Source organism: Pediococcus sp. AC40 (genome assembly GCF_030252485.1).
GTDB classification, from domain to species: domain Bacteria; phylum Bacillota; class Bacilli; order Lactobacillales; family Lactobacillaceae; genus Pediococcus; species Pediococcus acidilactici.
Map to the genome: position 1 here is coordinate 696,669 of NZ_CP127012.1, position 21,425 is coordinate 718,093.

Consider the following 21,425-nt stretch of genomic DNA (forward strand, 5'->3'; position numbering starts at 1 on the left):
TCCACTTCTAGCAACGATATTAAGTTGCAGAAGGGATACTTTCCCATTTTTATATAAAGAATTATTTTCGACGTTCAATTGCCAATAGGATTGGCGGTTGATGGACTTGATTAATGAATTCGTAGCGTAAACAGGTAAATTGGTGTTGATCTAAATTTGCAGTAAACTCAAGCAATTTAGCTAATTCAGCGGCACCTCCGGGATGGCCGTAATAACAAACTAGAACGACCCGACCGCCAACCTTTAATAGTCGCAGGCATTGTTGTACTGCCGCAATGGTAGACGCCGAATGGGTGATGATTTGCTTGTCACCACCAGGCAGGTAGCCGAGGTTAAAAACGGCACCGGAAATCGGAGTATCCACGTATTGTGCCAATTGGTCGTGACTGTCCTGGATTAGTTGCACGTGTTGGTGATCAGGCAACTGCTTTTCTATCCGTGCTTCCGTCGCGGATAGGGCCGCTGCTTGGATGTCAAAACTGAACACTCGTCCTTGTGATTGTACTAAATTGGCCAAGAAAAGGGTGTCGTGACCGTTGCCCATGGTTGCGTCAACAACGTGGTCACCAGGTTGTACTACCTCTGCCAACAACCGGTGGCTGTACTGCATTGCGTTATCAAGCATGTTGGGATTCCTTCTTTCGATAAAATATCCAGTGGGTGGTTTGCAAGATTACCAAACCCAGTAGTAGTCCAGCCGTAACGTCGCTGGGATAATGGACGTTTAGGTAGACGCGTGATAATCCCAGAAGGAGCATCAGAATTATGCAAGTTAAGATCCAGCTAATCCGCCATTTAGGGGAGCGGACCGTTTGGGTAGTGAGGAAAATTAAACTGCCAAATAGCAGCATTGCCGCCACTGAATGCCCGCTGGGAAAACTGTACCCCCCAATCGTGATTAAACGAAAATGTGGGCGGGGACGCTGAATCCAAAGTTTAATCAGGTGGTTGATCGCGTTGCCGAGCACCACGTTTGCAAGGAAGAAGGCGGCTAAGCGGTCGAATCCCCGCCACAGCAGCATTCCTAAGATCACGATGCTGATAAAAATGAAGGGTTTTGCGTTCCCCAATTGGGTATAAACTTTGACCAGCGGGGTTAGCCCCGGACTTTGCCAGCCGTGAATGATTTTTTGTAGATAACGGTCGTATGTATGTACCCAATTCCAACGGTTGCTGACCGAGATAACTAAGGTCAGCAGGCCTAGCAGGGGTAACCAGTTTAAAATTAACCAACCAAACTTTTTAAATCGCATTTCATTCTCCTTTAACAATTAAGATTAATTTTACCATATCTAGTTGTAATCGTTGGTGGTTACTGGTATGATAATGCTATCTAAATATTACTGGTTAAAGAAGTAGTAACTAAAAGATTACTGTCAGAGAACGGATGGTTGGTGTGAATCCGGAGTACCTTTTAGTGAACTCGTCTTTGTAAATCTGTCCTTGAATTTTAAGTAGGGGATGGCGTGTTCCGCGTTATGGATTTGAGTGTGCGTTAGCAAAACTAGGTGGTACCGCGGAAATTTTCGTCCTAAAGATTCTTTTTGAGAGTCTTTAGGCTTTTTTATTTTAAAAAATTCGCCAATTCATCTAGCAATGGCTACCAAGCACGGTTAAATTAATCCGGAAGCAACCAGTAAATAATTAATGGAGGAAAATATGGCTTACAATCATAAAGAAATTGAACCTAAGTGGCAACGCTATTGGCAAAAACACGAGACTTTTAAAACGGTTGAAAGTGAACAAAAGCCGAAGTACTATGCTTTAGATATGTTCCCATACCCATCTGGGCAAGGACTGCACGTGGGCCATCCTGAAGGCTATACTGCTACAGATATTATGTCCCGGATGAAGCGGATGCAAGGATACAAGGTATTACATCCAATGGGGTGGGATGCCTTTGGATTACCTGCCGAACAATACGCAATGAAGACGGGGAACAACCCGAAGGACTTTACTGCGCACAATATTAAGAACTTTAAACGTCAAATCCAGTCCCTAGGTTTTTCATACGATTGGTCACGGGAAGTTAACACGACCGATCCCGAATATTACAAGTGGACCCAATGGATTTTTGAACAACTCTACAAAAAAGGGTTGGCTTACGAAAAAGAAACGTTGGTTAACTGGGCGCCCGACTTAATGGGTGGTACGGTTGTGGCTAACGAAGAAGTGGTGAACGGAAAGACTGAACGCGGTGGGTTCCCAGTTTACCGGAAGCCAATGAAACAATGGATCTTAAAAATCACTGCTTACGCAGACCGGTTGATCGATGACTTAGATTTAGTAGATTGGCCTGACAGCATTAAGGAAATGCAAAAGAATTGGATTGGTCGTTCGATTGGGGCCAGCGTCTTCTTTGATGTGGAAGACAGTGACCAAAAGATCGAAATCTTTACCACCCGTGCTGACACTTTGTATGGGGCAACGTACTTAGTTATTTCGCCAGAACACCCGCTAGTTGACCAATTGACCACCCTTGAAAGCAAGGCAGCGGTTGAAGAATACAAGCAAGCGGTCGCGACTAAGTCAGACTTGGAACGGACCGATTTGAATAAGGACAAGACCGGAGTCTTCACTGGTAGTTACGCAGTTAACCCCGTTAACGGCAAGAAAATTCCAATTTGGATTGCGGATTACGTATTGGCTTCATACGGTACCGGAGCGGTGATGGCGGTTCCAGCTCATGATCCTCGTGATTACGAATTCGCTAGAAAGTTCAAGATTGACATTGTGCCAGTTATCGGCGGCGGTAACCTTGATGAAGAAGCTTATACCGGCGATGGCCCACACATTAATTCTGGTTTCTTAGATGGTTTAAACAAGCAAGAAGCTATTGATAAAATGTTGGATTGGTTAGAAGAACACGGAGCTGGTCATAAAAAGGTTAACTACCGGTTGCGCGACTGGGTCTTCTCTCGCCAACGCTACTGGGGCGAACCAATTCCGGTAATTCATTGGGAAGACGGCGAAACTACGCTGGTTCCTGAAGATGAACTTCCGTTACGGTTACCTGCTACGGACAATATCAAACCTTCTGGTACGGGTGAAAGTCCACTCGCTAACTTAGAGGATTGGTTGAACGTGGTTGACGAAAATGGACGGAAAGGCCGGCGGGAAACCAACACCATGCCACAATGGGCAGGCAGTTCCTGGTACTTCTTACGCTACGTGGATCCTAAGAACCAAAACAAGATTGCCGACGAAGATTTACTCAAGGAATGGTTACCGGTAGACTTGTACGTTGGTGGTGCAGAACACGCGGTGCTTCACTTGCTATACGCTCGGTTCTGGCATAAGGTTCTTTATGATCTTGGAGTAGTGCCAACTAAGGAACCGTTCCAAAAGCTAGTCAACCAAGGGATGATCTTGGGAAGTAACCATGAAAAAATGTCTAAGTCCAAAGGTAACGTGGTTAACCCGGATGACATCGTAGAACGGTTTGGCGCAGATACTCTCCGGCTCTACGAAATGTTCATGGGTCCGTTGACCGAATCCGTGGCTTGGAGTGAAGAAGGCCTGAATGGTAGTCGGAAGTGGATCGAGCGGGTTTGGCGGCTAATGATTGACGACAATAATCATTTGCGAGACCGGATCACGATGATTAACGACCACAAGTTAGACTTGATTTACAACCAAACGGTTAAGAAGGTTACGGAAGACTACGAAAACATGCGCTTTAACACTGCCATTTCGCAAATGATGGTCTTTGTTAACGAAGCGTACAAGGCGGACGCATTACCAATGGTATACATGGAAGGCCTTGTGAAGTTACTCTCGCCAATCGTTCCACACGTTGCCGAAGAAATTTGGCAAATCATGGGTCATGAAGAAACCATCACTTACGAAGCATGGCCAACTTATGATGAAAGTAAGTTAGTGCAGGACACCGTGCAAGTGATTCTACAAGTTAACGGAAAAGTACGGAGTAAGGTAGAGGTTGAAAAGGACCTTGACCAAGCTGAATTAGAAAAAATTGCTTTAGCGGATGAACGCATCCAACAATGGACTGCGGAAAAAGACATCAAAAAGGTGATCGTCATCCCGAATAAGATCGTTAACATCGTTGTAAAATAAAGTTTAGTGTGAAACGAAGCTATATTCGCGACGTAGTTAAAAACTAAATTAGGGGTTAGAATTCAGGGTGGATTCTAACCCCTTTTTAGTTGAAAAGTCTTTTTAAAAAGTCTGACGGTTAAAGAAAAAATAATTTTCAATTCTATGATCAATTTGGATTCCTATTCAAAAGGTAATTGTCTTTGAAATTTAATTGTCGGGGGTCGCTAAGTGTATTAAAATAATGTAGATTGACTAGTGAAAGTAGGTTTTAAAATGGATAAACCATCTGAATTTGATACCGCGGAATCACAATATTTAGGCTCGCAACCGTTAAGGGAGAATAGTGGTAATTCTTCTTCCAAAGCTAAGATGCTGGAAGGGTCGGCTTGGATGACAGCGGGCAGTATTTTTTCGCGAATTTTAGGTGCGATTTATATTATCCCGTGGGTAATTTGGTTTGGAGTTTATAGTGATCAAGCAAACGCCCTGTATACCAAGGGCTATAATATCTATAGCTTCTTTTTGATCGCGGCAATTGCCGGAATCCCATCCGCAATTTCCAAACAGGTCGCCCACTATAACGCCATTAACGAGTTTGCGTTAGGTCAGCGTTTGTATAAGCGGGGGTTACTACTATCGGTAGGAACGGGGGTTGTTTGTGCGGCAATTTTGTTCTTTGGAGCACCCTTTTTAAACGACGGGGATCCAAACGTAACTACCGTGCTCCACGCCTTAGCTTGGGCCGTTTTGGTAATTCCCACGATGAGTTTAACCCGGGGATTTTTCCAGGGATACCAAGAAATGGGGCCGTCGGCAGTTTCTCAATTTATTGAGCAACTAGCGCGGGTGGCCTATATGTTGGTAACTGCGTACTTAATTATGTACAAAAACCATGGTGACTGGGTTTATGGAGTGGCCCAATCCACGTTTGCCGCCTTTATTGGTGCCTTAGGCGGTTTGCTGGTGTTGATTGGGTACTTTGTTAAGTATCGCAGGCGGCTAAGGTATTTATCCCAACATAGTGTGAACGGCCTGGCGATATCGACAACTAGTTTATACAAAGAAATTATCGCGCAAGCAGTTCCGTTTATTATTATTGGTTCAGCAATCACAATTTTTCAGTTGATTGACCAATACACTTTCTTTCGGATTATGCGGTCGGTCAGTGATTATTCGGCCACCGTTTTAAATAACATGTTTGCGATTTTCGCCTTTAACGCTAACAAATTAGTAATGATTGTAATTTCGTTGGCATCTGCACTAGCGGTTACGTCAGTGCCGATTTTATCGGAAGCCAAGACCCGGGGGGACCGGGCGGAAATTAGCCGACAAGTGGCGGACTCAATTTTACTATTTGCCTTTTTGATGATTCCGTCCGCCTTAGGGATGGCAGCAGTTGCCCAACCGGCCTACACTTTGTTTTACCATCTCAGCGACGTGGGTACCGCAATTTTGCAGTTCAACTCCTACGTGGCAATCGTCTTGGGCTTGTTTACGGTAATTTCTGCCGTGATGCAAGGGATTGGCGAAAACGTCCTAGCTGTGAAGTATTTTGTGGTGGGGATGATCGTTAAATTTATTTTCCAATTTCCGATGGTAGCCATTTTCTCGGCAGTGGGTTCGCTAATTTCGACCGCAATTGGATTTGCCGTAGTTAACTGGTTAATCTTACGCCATATTAACCGTGAATACGGGTTAGATTATGATAAGATCAATGGCTTTATCGGGAAAATTATTACTTATTCTTTTGGAACCTTTTTCATTGCGTTTGTAGTGACCAACGGGTTGTATCTAGTGATGAATCCGGCTAATAAGGTTCAAGCACTGATCGTGATTTTAGTGGCTGCTACGTTAGGCGGGCTCTTTTACGTAGTCTGTGTCCTTAAAAGTCGCTTAGCTGATGAAATTATCGGCGGACGTGCTGCGGGCTTACGAAGAATGCTTAAAATTAAGTAGGGGGGATCCTGTGCGAGTTGATAAGTTTTTGCACGATATGAATGTAGGTACTCGAAGTCAGATTCGGAAATTAATTAAGGAAAAGACCGTTTTTGTTAATGACGTGGTGGCCAAATCTGGGCGGGTGAAGGTTGACCCCGCGGTTGACCAAGTTCGTTTGGGAGAACAGGTGATTACTTATCAGCAGTACTTCTACTTTATGATGAATAAACCCCTTGGCGTGGTAACCGCTACGGAAGACCGCAAGCAAAAGACGGTGATGGATTTATTTAATAAAGTTGATTTTCGGAAGGATCTCTTCCCAGTAGGCCGCCTTGATAAGGATACCGAAGGGTTATTATTGATTACCAACAACGGCCCCTTAGCCCACCAACTGTTAGCGCCCGAACGGCACGTTCAAAAGACGTACGAAGCCGTGGTGACCGGCCAAATTACCGATCCGGCAGTTAAGCAGTTTGCCGACGGAATTGTTTTGAAAGACGGTACCCAATTAAAGCCGGCCGACTTGACCATCCTGAATTATTCCGCGCTGGATGAACAAACCCTCGTTCACGTGACCTTGAAGGAAGGTAAGTATCATCAGGTGCGGCGGATGTTTGGCAGTCTTGGCGAACGGGTTGTCAGCCTAAAACGAATTAGTTTTGGACCGCTACAGTTAGAAGAAGGCTTGCTACCGGGAACCTATCGGGAACTAAGCGATGAAGAAATTGAAAAATTAAAAACAGAATAATAAAATACCAGTGGTTAGGTACGAAACGCAAAACCAACTAATTGAGAAAATTGTTGGAAAGTGCGCTTAGAGATTCCTGACCACTGGTATTTTTATTTAGCAAAACTTATGGTTGGCTTAGCTGTTTTAAAACGGCAGGTAGCCGGCGAATTAACCGATGGGGTAGCACGACTGCTTCATGTTCGTAAATGAGGTCCGCCGTATAACTATGCAAGAAAGTTCCCAAGCGAACCCCTTCATTTACCGAGTTAGCTTGAGCAATTAAGGCAAGTAAAATACCGGTTAAGGAATCGCCCGAGCCCCCAGTTGCCATCCCGGGGTTACCAGCCATTATTTGGGCAACCGGCGCGGCGGGTGCGTAAATTTCGGTATGGTAATGCTTTAAAACGACGGTGGCGTTTAATTGATCTACCACGGCTTGATTTCGCTCCACCGACTGGTCCGCGATTTTAATTCCCGATAGGCGTTGCCATTCCATTTGGTGAGGCGTGTAAATTGTCGGGTGGTGGGAAACTCGCAAATCGTGTTGGGCTACTAAATCGATTGCTGATCCGTCAATTATTAACGGTACTCCTTCGGCAATATGGGCCATGGTAAAATTAAGGACGGCCAGACTAGTAGAATCAGTGCCCAAACCAGGACCAATCACGACACCAGTTGCGTTTGCTAAGGATTGGCTAAGTTGATCAAAGTCGGTAAAATCGATCAACATGATTTCTGCTAAAGTTGCGCGGACCGCGGTAAAATTATTTTTAGCGGTTGCTAAGGTTACTAAACCGCCCCCAGCGTAAATGGCAGCGGAGGCGGCTAAAATTCCTGCCCCGCCGTATTGTGCGTTTCCAGCAATTAATAATAAATGACCATAAGTGCCCTTATGGCTCTGTTTTTGGCGCACAGGCCAGTGGCTTTTTAAAGTTTGTCGATTGATTTTAAGCATTTTGATCACCTCGTGGTTTTAGTATAACGCAAAGTCTTTAATAAATAATTCGGGAAAACTCAAATAAAAAACTATGCTGAAAGCGCTAAATTGGTATAATAGACTTTGAAAGGTTGGTGTGTATTATGGATTATAAGAAAATTTTATTCGGCTACGATGGCTCTCCAGAATCAATGGCTGCATTTAATCGAGCGGTGGAGATTGCTAAGTCAAACCATGCAAAACTGATTATTGCAAGTGTGATGAAAAAGCAACCTGCTAACACCGCAAGTGTTTCATTAGGCTTTGGCGTTATTGAAACAGGAATTGATTTACAAGATACGTTAGATCAATGGAAAACCACCCTCGAAAAATTAAAGCAAGATGCCCAACAACAGGGGTTGCCTGCAGAAGACATTGAAGTGGTCTTTAAACAGGGGAGTCCTAAATCAATGTTAAGTTACACGCTACCTAAAGAATATGACGTTGATTTGATTGTGTTAGGTGCTACGGGGATGGGCACGGTTGCTCAAGTAATCTTGGGTTCTACTGCTAGCTACGTAGTGGAAAATGCTGCACCAGACGTGGTCATTGTAAAAAATAATTAAGTAAATTATTAAAGCAGGGGATGGAAAAGCGATTTTCCGCCGCTGCTTTTTAGTATGTCAAAAATAAGAACCTTTTCGGTAAAATGCTAGCCTGCAGCATCTTATTAGTTAGGAAGTAGCTTTTTTACCCTGCTTGAAGTGGTTTTTTTGGTAAGAAATTAAATCTTGATTAATTGCTAAGTAGACTAAAGCAGCCAGGGAAAGTGCAATTAATTAACCAAAATCAATATGATGTTTAACTTTATTTATTTAAAACTAAATTTTATTAAACTAAATTTGAACTTTTTTAAAATAGAGATTAAAATGGTCGTGAAAGGGGGCGTGCTTTATGGAAAAATGGATTAGCAATTTAAGTGACGAAGAATTGGCTTTTATCAAAGTTTTTATTTTAAGTTCCGGTTCATTAAAGAAAATGGCGCGTTATTACGACGTTTCGTATCCAACGATTCGAACCAAAACGGATCAGTTAATAAAAAAGATAAAAAGACTTGATGATAATGAGAATAAAAAAGGCTTCAAAGAACAAATAATGAATTTAGTTATTGAAGATGAAATATCATTACAGGCTGCAGAAAAAATATTAGCGTTAAGAGAAGAGGAATTAAAAAAATGAATTCAGATTCATTAGATGTTATTATCCCGTTGCTTATAGTAGCTGCACAGTATATTTTAAGCAGAAATATTAAAAGAAAGTATTTAGGGGCTATCTTACCAATAGCTTTTGCATTATTTATGTTTTATCAATATCTAACTTCAGCTGGTACCAAAGATATTTGGGGATTTCTAATCATAATAATTGTTGGCGAAAGTCTACTGCTGGAAATATGGGACGAACAATTCAAAGAAACAAGGGCTAAGACAAAACAAGAGCTAGACAAAATCAAAGCTAAAAATAGCAAATAAAAAATCAAGCGCTATGGGCGATAGCACTTGATTCATAAGCATTAGTTTGAACATTGATTCTGCATTTAATTTTAAAAATCAACTTAACGACGGGGACGATAAATCCGGTAACCAACCATAATCCCACTCCCTAATAGAATCAGCCCCACGTAGATTGGCCAATCTACTGAGGTCTCATCGGTTTGAGGTAGCTGCTTCAGTGAGTTAGCATTGGAAGATTTAGTAGTGGTGGTTTGCTGTGATGACGCATCACTAGTTGGGTAGTTAGCGTTTAAGAATTTAAATTGATGTTCCTTTTCAAAAATCTTGCCAATTGCAAGCAACGTGGCATCACTGCCTTGGCTGCCTTGTAACTGCACACCTAATGGTAAACCGGACGGGCTCACGTAGGTTGGCAAACTGAGTGCGGGTTCCCCAGCAAGGTTAGCTAATTGAGTAAACGGCGTCTTAGTTAAGCCATGGAGCCAGGAATCGTAAATCAATTGCATTTGTTGCTGGAAAGGCAGATCCTTAATATTCATCATTTGATCAACGTACTTAGGAAGGTAAGCTGGATCGCTATTCAGTGGTGCAGTGGTGGCCGTTGTCGGAGTTAAGTAAATTGGATACTGTTTGTGGAACGCGGTCATTTGGCGATGAACGAGAGCTAATTCCTTCATGAAAGTATTGGTGGTGGACTTAGGAGCTTTCTGGCTTGCTTCGTAAAGGGCGTAAGTCATGGGACTGACGAGCTTATCCTTAACGTCTTGGCTAGTCAGTGGTCGGCCTAATTTTTCACTGGCGTTGGCTCCGTCTTCAAGTGCGCCTAAATAGTAGGTCTGCATCATTTTTACTCCGTCAACCGGACTATCTTTTTGGACGACTTTAAATCCTTGTTGCCGTAAAAAGCTGACCGATTGTTGTACCGCATTGATAGCGTCTTGACTAACCGGAGTTCCTACCGGAGATTTTAGTGAGTAGGCAATTGTTAAATCTTTCAAATTCTTAGGAACTTTTTGTAACATTTGGGCTTGTTTGGGGTTCGTGAGTCCCTTTAAAAGGGTTTGGGTATCAGTGATATCCCGAGTGTCCGCGAAGTTAACGACCGAAGGAGTGGTTGAGTCACCAACGATCAATCCTTGAGTGGGTTTCAAACCAATTACACCCGACCAGGAAGCTGGAATTCGTAGAGAGCCACCGGCATCGTTTCCAGTCGCAATCGGAACTTCGTTAGCGGCTACGCTTGCCGTTGCACCACCGGAAGAACCACCGGTATTAAATAGTAAATTCCACGGGTTGTGGGCGACCCCGTTTAAATTAGAATTGGTGATGTTAATTAAGCCCATTTCTGGATAGTTGGTTTCTCCAAGGATTACGAAACCCATTTTTTGTAATTTTTTGACGAATACTTTGGTAGTGGGATAAGTTTCCTTTTTTAAGAAAGGCAGTCCATCGGTGTTGGGGTAGCCTTGATATGCTTGTCCCAGCCCCTTGATTAAAAGCGGGACGCCGTAAAAAGGCTGTTGCCGATCAGTTTTTTGTAGGGACTGCAGTTGTTTTAGTGCGTCGGAAGGATTTTGGTAAATGACGTTGTTGAGACTGGGATTTTGCTGGTTAATTTTTTGATATGTATACTGCATTAACGCTTGCTCATCGTATTGGTGATTTTTGAGTTGTTTGGCAATGGTGGTGGCAGATTGACCGTCTAGATCGGCGGGGTTGGCTTGGGCCTTGGCCGAAGTGGCGGTGAGGGAAAACAGAAACATAACGACTATGCTAACGGTAGTGTACCAGCGGGTGCGTGGGTTAGACATGGTGATTACTCCTTTGATTTTAGTACAACTAAATTATAATCATATTTGGTAGCGTTTACAATTGAGTGAGGACAAAGATTTAAGGTATTAATTTAAAAATTAAGGCGATGTATAAAAAACTTATATTACCTAAATATTAGTAACAAATTTACTGGAGTTGGTTATCTACAAAAATCAAATAGGGCAATGCTTAATTAGAGATTAGTATTTGTTAAAGACTGCTTTGAATACAAAAAAGACTTCATGTGCAAAATTGTGTTTACACACGAAGTTTTTTTATCTTTAAACGAGAATGGCCAATGATTGATATGGCTCTAGTCGTAGACTGTTAGAAACTCTTTCGGGAGTGGAATAGTTATTTATTAAGATGTTTGCGTCTGGCGACGTAAACTTTTCAGGTATGGAAATTGTGGCCACTTTTCCGTAAAAATTATTTAATACTAACAATCTTTGGGATTGGTAAGTTCGAAGGTAAGCGAACACAGTCGGATGTGCGAGTTCAAAAGGTTGGTAATCACCTTCAGAAATTATTTTGAATTGCTTACGCAAGTTAATTAATTTTTGATAGTAGTTAAAAATTTCACCGTGTCGTAGTTCGTCATCAACGTTGATATTTTGTTGATTTGTGGGTTTTAACCATGGTTTCACTTTAGAAAATCCTGCGTATTTAGTATTATCCCAATGCATTGGAACCCGACTATTATCGCGAGCTTTAGATTTAACAATTGCAAGAGCATCCTGAGGGGAATGGCCACTTTTTAGTAATGTATGGTAGGCATTTAGTGCTTCAACATCAACATAGTCATCAATCGATTGGTAATTAGGATCGCTCATGCCAATTTCTTCACCTTGGTAGATGTAAGGGGTCCCTCGTAATAAATGGATGGTAGTTGCGAGCATTTCAGCCGACTTTTCGCGATAGTGGACGGGGTCGCCAAAACGATTGAGAGCCCAAGGTTGGTCGTGATTATTCCAGAAGAGAGCGTTCCAACCGTTGCCCTTGTTCATGCCCACTTGCCACTCGTTCAAAGTTTGCTTTAGTGCAGCAAAGTCAAAGGGAATTTTAGTCCATTTTTGTCCGTGATCATAATCTACTTTTAAATGGTGAAAAGTAAAGGCCATGGTAAGTTCGTGTTCATCTGGCCGAGTATATTTGACTCCGTTTGTAACTGAAGCAGAAGAAAACTCACCGACAGTAATTATCTCTGGATCTTGAAGGGCTGCTTGGTTCATTTCTTTAAGATAATCTTGAACAATGGGAGTGTCGGTATACATAAATTTGGATTCTACGCCGGCAGGAGCGTCCCTTAAAACGGTATCTTTACCGGTAACGTTAATTACATCAAAGCGGAATCCCTTAACGCCCTTGTCATGCCAAAAATTAATGACCTTAAAAAGCTCTTTTCGAACTTCAGGATTATGCCAATTTAAATCAGCCTGATGTTTATCATATAAATGTAGGTAATAATTGTCAGTATTACCAAATTTGGCCCAAGCCGTCCCACCAAATTTAGAAGTCCAATTGTTCGGAACGCTGCCATCAGCCTTGACTTTACGAATGTAAAAATAGTTTTGGTAACGTTGATTGCCAGCTAATGCTTTTTGAAACCATTCGTGGTCGGTCGAAACGTGATTTAAAACCATGTCGAGCATAACTTCAATGTGTTGAGCTTTTAGTTTTTGGACAAGTTCTTCAAAATCATCCATGGTTCCAAATACGGGATCAATTTGGTAGTAATTGGCGATATCGTATCCATTATCGTATTGCGGCGAAACGAAAAATGGGTTGAACCAAATCATGTCAACGTGCAGTTTGGTAAGGTAGGGGATTTTCTTGATAATTCCCCGTAAATCACCAATTCCGTCATTATTAGAATCATAAAAAGATTTAGGGTAAATCTGATAAATCACTTTATCTTTAAAGTTCATGGGTTAATGTCCTTTCATTTTTTGTCTTCTAGCAAAGTCGACAAAACTAAATTTGTCAGCTCGATGAATTGATTCGGTAAATTGAAAAAGGGTAGTATCGCTTAAATAAGTCATACTACGGATAACGACCACGTCTTTATTAGCCGGAAGTTTTAATAACTGACGCTGATGTTCGGTTGGTTTCTCAACCGTGATAGTTTTAGTTGCGTAACTGATATCAAGTCCGAGTTCATCTTCAAAATATTCATACAAAGAATTTTTTGCGGCTCTTTCAGGGATGTTTGCAACTACTGCAGATAAAATATAATCAATATCGATAATAATTGGTTCATCATTGACCGTTCGCAGTCTTTCAATGTAAGTTGCATTTAATTGGTCATCGTTGTCTAAATTAAAAGTTTTGTTAGGAACTAACCGAGGCTCCAATGTAATTAACTTAGTTCTCGAATGCATATCTTGAGATTGATTAAGCTCTTTAAAAGATTTGATGCCTGATACTGGAAAAACAAATCTAGAAACATCTAAAACGATTGAACCTTTGCCCTTGATTTTTTGAATGTAACCTAATTCAAGTAACATAGCTAGGGCTTTGCGGACAGTTTCCCGTGAAGTGCCATATAGCTCACAAAGTTCATTTTCACTAGGCAAGTAGGTGTTTACGGGATAGATTCCGTGAATAATTTTATTAGCAAGATCTTGTTCAATTAAGTCGTACTTACTTTCCATACAAGTATGCCCTCCTCCTTAGAAACGCTTACATCTTATCACAACTATTCTAGTATATACAAGCGTTTATTTTAATTAATCGCGTACTGTTCTTTGATGTGGGGAGTTATAATTTTATATTGACAACATGTATATACAAGATTATGATAAAAACACATTCAAAATCAGTAAACGGTTACATTTGAATTTATTTAAGGAGTTTATGGGAGAAAAAATATGAAAAAAGCAGAAAATAAACTTAAAATTGTCGCCCCGGTAAAGGGAAAAGTAATTCCACTTAATCAAGTTCCAGATTCTGTGTTTGCACAGAAAATGATGGGTGAAGGTTTTGGAATGGATCCCGTAGATAAGCAGATTGTCGCTCCAGTAAAAGGAACGATTACTATGGTAGCGGAAACAAAGCATGCTATTGGAATAAAAACAAAAAACGGCGTCGAGGTTTTAGTTCATTTAGGAATTGACACTGTAGAACTAAAAGGAACCCCTTATCACCTTAATGTTAGAGTCGGCGATGAAGTCGAAGCTGGCAGTGAAATGGGGACTTGGGAACTAAATGACGTTCGTAATGAAGGTAAACAAACGACCGTGATTGTGGTGATTACGAATAGTAATGAAGTGTTAGAAAAAATTGAAATCGTTAACAAGACGATTGACGCGGGGGCGGTAGTGGCAACCGCTTTGTTGAAAGCAACTGGAGGCGAGCAAAGGGACTCTAAAACTAAGAACGATCGTTTTGCTAAAACTGCTGAAACGGTGATTGCGGCAGTGGGAGGACCTGATAACATAAAAAGCGTAATTCATTGTATCTCCCGGGTTCGTTTTTATTTAAAAGATATCAATCAACCAGATGATGACCAAATTCGCAGGGACGAAAACGTAATTGATATCATGCGTGCTCAAGGCCAGTATCAAGTAGTGATTGGTCCTGACGTCGTAGAAGTTTATGACGCGGTAATTGATCAATTAGGTGAGGAATATGGCGGGGAAGATAGACCCGATACTACTGCCAATAAACCGGTTGGCCCGGATAACCGCAATTTATTAGAAAAATTAAAAGATGGATTTGACGAGCTTATTGGAGTCATTACCGGTTCAATGAGTCCCATTATTTGGTCGTTGGCGGCAGCAGGGATTCTCAAGGGGTTGTTATCAGTTTTAACGATGCCTCAATTAGGTGAAATTTTAACTCCCAAGAGCACTGCTTACATTATTCTAAATTCAATTGGAGATTCGGTATTTTTCTTCCTACCAATTATGGTCGGTTTTGCGGCGGCTAAACGAATTGGGGGAGATCCAATTATTGCTGCTGTGATTGGCGGAGTTTTGGTTCATCCTACTTTGACGCCCCTAGCAGGCAAGTCGTTAGGTATGCTGGGTAGTTTCAATTTTCAAATGGTGCAGTATTCGTACTCAATTTTTCCAATGATTTTAGCAACGTGGTTAGCTTTTAAGATAGAAAATTGGCTGAAAAAACATCTGCCAAATTACCTTACCATGATTTTTGTGCCCTTTATTACTATTCTGGTAGTAAGTGCAATTACCATTTACATTACGGGACCAGTAATTATTGGAATGTCGGATGGACTTGCGAAGTTAGTTTCTTGGGCGCTCGTACGTAGTGGATGGGTATCTGGAATTTTAATTGGATCGTTCCACCAAGTATTAGTAATCTTCGGTTTACATTGGGGAATTCAGCCATTAGTAATTAATGACATTGCAACGGCTGGTCATAGTTATCTTAATGCTATTATTTGCCAGACAATGATTTCACAAGGGGCGGCTACCCTTGCAGTTGCCATTAAAAGTAAAAAGGCTAATTTAAAAAGTTTATCATTTGCAGCGGCAATTTCAGCCTTCTGTGGAGTTACCGAGCCTGCAATTTACGGAGTTAACTTGCGCTACCGTCGGGTCTTTATCTCCGGTTTAATTGGTTCAGCTTTTGGAGGATTTATAACCGGATTGTTACATGGAAACATGTTTGGCTTTGCGGGTTCTTGGATAGGATTTGCTTCTTTCTTCAATCCAACTAACCCTGGAGACTTAAGTAGTTTTTACATCTTCCTAATCTCTTCGGTAGTATCAACCGTCGTTGGTTTTGTACTTACTTATGTTTGGGGATACAGCGATAAGATGGAAATTGGTCAGAAAGTGGATAAGCCAGTTAACCCAGGCAAAAACTAAAGCATGATGGTTTTGTGTAAAAAGGTTTGGCAGCTGTCAAAAATTTTAGTGATTAATACAAAAAAAGAGTTCTCATTTCTGAGAACTCTTTTTGATTTTCATAACCGAATCCAAAACTAAAGGTTAAATTGCCTTATGAACAGGTTCCTCAACCCGGATTTCTTTTAGCTTACGGTCGATTTGACTGAGAATAATTTTGGTGTTGTCTTCGTTTGATAAATCATATTTTTGTAAATCAATCTTCATCTTAGGACTTACATCGTATTCTTCATACCATTCTTTATAAGCTGACCACATTTTGTAGTAGTAAGACTCTAATTCCGGATTATTGTCGAATTGTTCGTAGTCACGACCACGCTTACGAATCCGGTAGAGGATGGTGTCAAAGTCGGTTTCTGCGTAGACCATTAAATCGGGTGCCTTTTTAGGGAGCTCTTGCAACTCGTTCATCATGTTATCAAGAAGGTTCATGTAGACTTCGAATTCAGTGTCGGTAATGTTACCTTCCTTGTTATTTTCGCGAGTAAACAAGGCGTCTTCGTAAATTGAGCGATCCAAGACGTTATTGTCATCAGCTAACGCCTTCTTAATCATTTGAAAACGTTTGTTCAAAAAGTAAATTTGGAGTAGAAATCCGTAACTTTTTGGATCTGAATAATAGAGCGGTAAAACTGGATTATCGCCAACCGGTTCATAAAAAGCCTGTGTCCCGTAATATTCAGCAATTTTTCCCGTCAAAGTAGTCTTACCAACGCCGATCATTCCTGCTGTAATTATCACCATAAAATGCCCCTCTTTTTGTTTTTTGCCGTCGAAATCTAGTACTAAATATTCCTAAATTTCCAAATAGCCACAACATATTGTATAAAGAATTTCGGGGCAAAACAACCTTGAATTTTGATAAAAAAACTGCTTGCTGGTTTTGATCCGGGTAAAAAATAAACCCCGTCGACCATTAAAGAAAGGTTTGAAAAGCGTTACCAAGGTGGGATATGATGGAGAGGGCGAGTGAACCCGGGTAATCTTTGAGGACTAACAGAATTGCGTGATTAATCGCGCTCTTGGCGATTGATTACGCAATTCTGTTAGCCGGAAGAGATTGAGTTCAGGAGCCCGTTTAGGCTAAGCATTCAAGAGCCAAACTCAAACAACTCAGCTAACTTAGAACTGCCGACTAAAATTAGCTGACAAGGCGGCACTACAAAACCAAAAATAATATTATTTAGATGCCTATGTGTCTAAAGTAAACGAATGGATTGAAGGATAAACTATGATAAAATTAGTCGTTAGTGATTTAGACGAAACGTTAGTGGGCCCCACTGGCGTTTCAGAGGTTAATATTCAAGCAATCAAAAAAGCTACTGCATTAGGAGTAAAATTTGTGCCTAACACGGGACGTGGATTTCAATCAGTTCAGCCATTACTAGAGCAATTGGGATTGCGCAATCAACCGGACGAATACGTAATTTCTTATAATGGCGGAGCGATTGTGGAAAATAAAGATTGCCGAGTACTCCAAGTTAACGCATTGTCGGCAACTCAGGCGACCCAAATTTTTGACGTGGTCAAACAACGGTTAGACTACGCTACCCACATTTACACTTTGAACCACGTTTACGTATACAATCCCGATCCTGAAGATACTGCGTACATGACCGGACGAGGCGTTAAGGTTGAGGATTACCCATACAAAACGTTAGAACCGTTGGCGGGCCAACCCGTCGTTAAAATTATTACGATGAACCACGATCCAAAAAAGCGGGAAGCAATCCGTAAGGAAGTGTTAGGCCAGGTAGGCTTTGATTTGAACGCTACCTTTTCTTCAAATCGATATACAGAATTTAACCTTGGGGGCGTAGACAAGGGAAAGGCTACCTTAGCATTAGCCAAACGGTTAGGAATTCAAAAAGATGAAATCATGGCTTTAGGGGATAATAACAACGACATCGCCATGCTAAGTCAGGTAGGGTTGCCGGTTGTGGTGGCGAATGCTACTGCGGATGCTCGCCGGGTGGCTAAGCACGTTACCCAAGGTGATTTCACTAGTGGAGTTGCGGAAGCCATTCATCAATTTATTTTGGGGGATTAAAATGCCGAAAAAAACGTATTATCGAACTTCTTTGATTTTGTTGATTCTGTCAACGATAATCATGGTCTTAACTTGGTTATCTGATTTGAGCCAAACGAACAAATTAATTATCATTGTGATTGTCGGGATAATTTTATCCTGGTATGTACAATACTTTTCCAAACATCTAACCGATGGTAAACAACGCAAGGAGAGAAAAAAATGAAGTCATTAAGAATTACGTTGCCGTTAGCGGTGGCGGTAATTTTAGTTGTTGCAACCGAGTTTTTTCATTTAAGTGGCGCACCACTGGTTATTAGTTGGGTAGTTGGATTCTTATTTTCAATGATTACTACCACCGTAATCGAAGTTAGATTACGAATGAAAAAATTTGTGGAAGAGCAAAAAAAGGAAGCTGCGAAAAAGCGGGAGGAACAATAATGTTTATTACCACAACAGGTATCAATGCTGGTTACACAATTAAAGACGTGGTTGAAGCAACGGCTAGTTTGATGCTGTCTTCAGAAGATATTGATAAGTACAACATGTTTGATCAATTGTTTGACGAATCCAAGGAGAAAATTAAGAAAAAAGCGGAGTTGAGTGGTGGCGATGGCATCATTGGCTTAAAGTATAACAGTGAAGTGGTGGAACTAAACGGTGCACCTAAATTTTTGGTGGTACATGCTTACGGGACGGTAGTAGTAATTGATAAGTAACAGTTAATTGATTGGTGACTACTCGTAAAAGTAATAAACCCGATAAAATGTTAAAAAGTGAGGTGATTTCGTAAAGAACGAAATGGGCCTCACTTTTTAATTTTGCAAGAGTCAAATTTAGTTTGACTTCGAGCGGTGTACTTTAATGGACACGGGGCGTAAATCACACGGCTTTACCCGAGTAGTGTAGTTGATTTCGTACGCCACATAGCGTTCGCAAGGATCATATTCAAGGATCGTTACAACGGCCTCATCGTCATCCATTTTGATAACTTTCCCCACAAAAGGCTGCTTTAAGTCCGTGGAACACCGGCAACGGACAATGCAGTTAAGATGGATTTCCCCCATAAGCAATTACCTACCTTATTTTTTTGCTTATTTGTATTATACACGAAAAGTGATTGGAACTGTTAATGATATACACGTTGAAAATAATTTAAAACTTATTAAATGATAATCCCTCATTGATTTAAATCAGTTATTCACTTTTATAGTTGTTTAGTGTAAAATTAATTTGTTAAGCCCGGATGGCGGAATTGGCAGACGCGCAGCGTTCAGGTCGCTGTATAGGCAACTATGTGCAAGTTCGAATCTTGTTCCGGGCATAGATAAGCCTGATTGGTAGGTGTTAAAGTGACGGATGTACAAAATTTGTGCAAAATAATTTAAATTAAAGTGTTTTGGTCGATGTAGAAGCTGACTAAAGCACTTTATTTTTTTTGACTGAAAATTCAAGCGACAAAGAAAATGGCTGGAGAAAGCCGGGCAGTCGGTTAAGAAAAGTTAACGATAGTAGTATTGGTATGCAATTTTTGCTAAAATGTTATATATTACTGGAATATGATGAAAACATGATATTTCGCCCAGATACGGGCATTTTTAAATTAAGTGTATGTAAAAACAGGGAAATAAGTACATAGACAGATTGAAGAATAAAAGGGGATTGCAAAATGTGCGGATTTGTTGGGTACGTTAACCAAACTAATGTCAATAAAGACACAATTAAATCAATGGCGGACCGGATCAAACACCGTGGTCCGGATGATGAAGCTTATTTTCAAGATGAACACGTTTCGATGGGTTTTCGGCGGTTATCAATTATCGACCTCGCCCACGGACGTCAACCAATGCAAAATAACACTAAAACTAAAGTATTGACCTTTAACGGTGAAATTTATAACTACAAGACGGTTCGACAAGAACTAAAGGACTTGGGTTATGAGTTCAAAACCGACGTAGACTCCGAAGTATTGATCCATGGTTACGATGCTTGGGGCCCCGAACTTTTACAAAAGCTCCGCGGGATGTTTGCTTTTGTAATTTATGATGCTGAAAAGCAAGAAGTTTTTGGTGCGCGCGATCATTTTGGGATCAAACCCCTTTACTACTATGATGACGGGGATGCTTTCCTATGGGCTTCTGAAATCAAGGCCTTTTTGGATCACCCAAACTTTAAAAAGGAATTCAACGAAGAATTATTGCCAATTCACTTAAGTTTTGAATTCATTCCGTCAAAAGAAACCATGTTCCGCAACGTTTATAAGTTGCTACCAGGAACTTACTTCTTACACAAGAATGGTAAGACGGAAACGCACACTTATTTCAAATTCAATTACGATCACATTGACGAAAACCAAACGGTGGAAGACGATGCGAAGAAGATTCGGCAAATTGTTAAGGATTCGGTAGATGCCCACATGATTGCCGATGTAGAAGTGGGAAGCTTCCTTTCCAGCGGAATTGATTCAAGTTACGTTTTAGCGGAAGCCGCTAAATTGAAACCAATTCAATCGTTCTCGCTAGGGTTTAAAGATTCCAAATACAGTGAATTGAGTTACTCTACCGAATTTGCGAAGGAAATTCACCAAAAGAATACGCCGTTGTACATGGATGGCGACGATTACTTCGATATCTTACCAACCATCATGTACTACATGGATGAACCACTATCTAACCCATCGGCAATGCAACTGTTCTACCTTTCCAAGGGAACCCGGGAAAACGTTAAGGTTGCCTTATCTGGGGAAGGTGCTGATGAATTCTTTGGTGGTTACAACACTTACCTAGAAGCTTTCACCTTCGAACGCTATCAAAAACTAGTTCCGCAATTTATTCGGACGGGCTTGGCTAAGATGGTTTCAGGATTACCGCGTTTCCACGGTCGGCGCTTCTTAATGCGGGGTGCACAACCATTAAGTGAACGCTACTACCGGGTTAACTACGTCTTTAACCAACAAGAACGTAGTGAAATCTTAGCTAAACCTGAACTCAACGTTGATTCAGGTGCCTACACCCAACACATCTTTGATGAGGTGCGCGGTAAGGACGAAATGACCCAAATGCAATACTTCGATATCAATACTTGGTTACCATTTGATATCTTGCATAAGGCTGACCGGATGAGCATGGCGAACTCGCTCGAAGTTCGGACTCCGCTAGTTGACCGGGAAGTGGCTAAGTTTGCCGCAACCATGCCAATTAAGACTCGGATTCACAAGGATGAAACCAAGGTTTCTCTTCGTCGAGCAGCGGAAGCTGAACTACCAGAACGGGTTGCAAAGAAGGAAAAACTTGGCTTCCCATCCCCAATTGCCAACTGGATTAAGGAAGATAAGTACCGTAAGCGGATCGAAGAAGCCTTTAATTCAGACGTTGCGAAGAAGTTCTTCAAACCAGAAGCATTAATGCACATCTTAGAAGAACACGTTAACGGTAAATCCAGCATGCAAAAGATCTTCACGATTTATACGTTCATCCTCTGGTATGAAGTTTACTTCCCAGAAGATACCACTGCGAAGACCGTGGAATTAGTACACAAAACGCAAGAATAGTTAGTT

At 41.2% G+C, this 21,425-nt stretch carries 19 protein-coding genes, 1 tRNA gene and 1 other annotated feature; of the genes, 12 read left to right on the forward strand and 8 right to left on the reverse strand.

Annotated elements, in window-relative coordinates; translation table 11 throughout:
• Positions 1-61: 61 nt before the first annotated feature.
• Together mnmM and NL111_RS03415 are read right to left on the reverse strand one after the other, a co-directional pair.
• On the reverse strand, positions 62-625 hold the full coding sequence (gene mnmM / locus NL111_RS03410; protein ID WP_004166859.1) for a tRNA 5-(aminomethyl)-2-thiouridylate-methyltransferase MnmM: 564 nt from the start codon (positions 623-625) through the stop codon (positions 62-64).
• Complete coding sequence (locus tag NL111_RS03415) at positions 618-1,253, reverse strand: phosphatase PAP2 family protein (protein WP_285110475.1); 636 nt, start codon at positions 1,251-1,253, stop codon at positions 618-620. Before NL111_RS03415 ends, mnmM begins: the two co-directional genes overlap by 8 nt.
• 81 nt (positions 1,254-1,334) lie before the next feature.
• Positions 1,335-1,537 (forward strand) — a binding site (T-box leader).
• 122 nt (positions 1,538-1,659) lie between these two features.
• Between NL111_RS03415 and leuS the strand changes: the two genes are divergently transcribed.
• From leuS to NL111_RS03430, 3 genes are all read left to right on the forward strand, one after another.
• Entirely contained in the window at positions 1,660-4,077 is a 2,418-nt protein-coding gene (leuS, locus tag NL111_RS03420; RefSeq protein ID WP_128737157.1) for a leucine--tRNA ligase, read from the forward strand.
• Positions 4,078-4,332: 255 nt separating this feature from the next.
• Positions 4,333-6,015: a putative polysaccharide biosynthesis protein gene (locus NL111_RS03425; RefSeq protein WP_002830674.1), complete on the forward strand. Its 1,683-nt coding sequence runs from the start codon at positions 4,333-4,335 to the stop codon at positions 6,013-6,015.
• A gap of 10 nt (positions 6,016-6,025) precedes the next feature.
• Entirely contained in the window at positions 6,026-6,745 is a 720-nt protein-coding gene (locus NL111_RS03430) for a pseudouridine synthase (protein ID WP_285110476.1), read from the forward strand.
• 106 nt (positions 6,746-6,851) lie between these two features.
• On the opposite strand, the gene NL111_RS03435 is transcribed toward NL111_RS03430, so the two are convergent.
• Positions 6,852-7,682: an NAD(P)H-hydrate dehydratase gene (locus NL111_RS03435; RefSeq protein ID WP_002830676.1), complete on the reverse strand. Its 831-nt coding sequence runs from the start codon at positions 7,680-7,682 to the stop codon at positions 6,852-6,854.
• 125 nt (positions 7,683-7,807) lie between these two features.
• On the opposite strand from NL111_RS03435, the gene NL111_RS03440 reads away from it, so the two are divergent.
• From NL111_RS03440 to NL111_RS03450, 3 genes are all read left to right on the forward strand, one after another.
• Complete coding sequence (locus NL111_RS03440; RefSeq protein WP_002830677.1) at positions 7,808-8,269, forward strand: universal stress protein; 462 nt, start codon at positions 7,808-7,810, stop codon at positions 8,267-8,269.
• Between the two features lie 328 nt (positions 8,270-8,597).
• Complete coding sequence (locus tag NL111_RS03445; RefSeq protein ID WP_002830678.1) at positions 8,598-8,882, forward strand: DUF2089 family protein; 285 nt, start codon at positions 8,598-8,600, stop codon at positions 8,880-8,882.
• Positions 8,879-9,172 (forward strand): hypothetical protein, encoded by a 294-nt coding sequence (locus NL111_RS03450; RefSeq protein WP_002830680.1) that lies wholly within the window; start codon positions 8,879-8,881, stop codon positions 9,170-9,172. The genes NL111_RS03445 and NL111_RS03450 overlap by 4 nt, the downstream gene beginning before the upstream one ends.
• An 83-nt stretch (positions 9,173-9,255) precedes the next feature.
• On the opposite strand, the gene NL111_RS03455 is transcribed toward NL111_RS03450, so the two are convergent.
• The 3 genes from NL111_RS03455 to treR form a co-directional block, all read right to left on the reverse strand.
• Positions 9,256-10,965 (reverse strand): amidase family protein, encoded by a 1,710-nt coding sequence (locus tag NL111_RS03455; protein ID WP_285110477.1) that lies wholly within the window; start codon positions 10,963-10,965, stop codon positions 9,256-9,258.
• A gap of 282 nt (positions 10,966-11,247) precedes the next feature.
• A complete protein-coding gene (treC, locus tag NL111_RS03460; RefSeq protein ID WP_285110478.1) occupies positions 11,248-12,894 on the reverse strand; it encodes an alpha,alpha-phosphotrehalase in 1,647 nt (548 codons plus the stop codon).
• A 3-nt stretch (positions 12,895-12,897) separates the two neighbouring features.
• A complete protein-coding gene (gene treR, locus NL111_RS03465; protein ID WP_002830683.1) occupies positions 12,898-13,620 on the reverse strand; it encodes a trehalose operon repressor in 723 nt (240 codons plus the stop codon).
• Positions 13,621-13,836: 216 nt separating this feature from the next.
• Between treR and NL111_RS03470 the strand changes: the two genes are divergently transcribed.
• Positions 13,837-15,801 carry a PTS sugar transporter subunit IIABC gene (locus tag NL111_RS03470; RefSeq protein WP_285110479.1) on the forward strand — a complete coding sequence of 655 codons (1,965 nt, stop codon included), beginning with the start codon at positions 13,837-13,839 and terminating at the stop codon, positions 15,799-15,801.
• A 123-nt stretch (positions 15,802-15,924) separates the two neighbouring features.
• On the opposite strand, the gene NL111_RS03475 is transcribed toward NL111_RS03470, so the two are convergent.
• Positions 15,925-16,584: a deoxynucleoside kinase gene (locus NL111_RS03475; RefSeq protein WP_159214384.1), complete on the reverse strand. Its 660-nt coding sequence runs from the start codon at positions 16,582-16,584 to the stop codon at positions 15,925-15,927.
• A 487-nt stretch (positions 16,585-17,071) separates the two neighbouring features.
• Here NL111_RS03475 and NL111_RS03480 point away from each other — a divergent pair, with 487 nt between their 5' ends.
• From NL111_RS03480 to NL111_RS03490, 3 genes are all read left to right on the forward strand, one after another.
• Positions 17,072-17,890, forward strand: coding sequence for a Cof-type HAD-IIB family hydrolase (locus NL111_RS03480; protein WP_285110480.1), 819 nt, complete (start codon positions 17,072-17,074; stop codon positions 17,888-17,890).
• A gap of 201 nt (positions 17,891-18,091) precedes the next feature.
• A complete protein-coding gene (locus NL111_RS03485) occupies positions 18,092-18,310 on the forward strand; it encodes a hypothetical protein (protein ID WP_004165596.1) in 219 nt (72 codons plus the stop codon).
• Entirely contained in the window at positions 18,310-18,588 is a 279-nt protein-coding gene (locus NL111_RS03490) for a heavy metal-binding domain-containing protein (RefSeq protein ID WP_002830688.1), read from the forward strand. Before NL111_RS03485 ends, NL111_RS03490 begins: the two co-directional genes overlap by 1 nt.
• Before the next feature lie 117 nt (positions 18,589-18,705).
• Here NL111_RS03490 and NL111_RS03495 read toward each other — a convergent pair whose 3' ends face one another.
• Positions 18,706-18,852 carry a hypothetical protein gene (locus NL111_RS03495; protein WP_004165597.1) on the reverse strand — a complete coding sequence of 49 codons (147 nt, stop codon included), beginning with the start codon at positions 18,850-18,852 and terminating at the stop codon, positions 18,706-18,708.
• Positions 18,853-19,109: 257 nt separating this feature from the next.
• Here NL111_RS03495 and NL111_RS03500 point away from each other — a divergent pair.
• Together NL111_RS03500 and asnB are read left to right on the forward strand one after the other, a co-directional pair.
• A tRNA-Leu gene (locus NL111_RS03500) sits at positions 19,110-19,193 on the forward strand.
• A 345-nt stretch (positions 19,194-19,538) separates the two neighbouring features.
• Positions 19,539-21,419 carry an asparagine synthase (glutamine-hydrolyzing) gene (asnB, locus tag NL111_RS03505; protein ID WP_002830690.1) on the forward strand — a complete coding sequence of 627 codons (1,881 nt, stop codon included), beginning with the start codon at positions 19,539-19,541 and terminating at the stop codon, positions 21,417-21,419.
• The last annotated feature ends 6 nt before the right edge of the window (positions 21,420-21,425 follow it).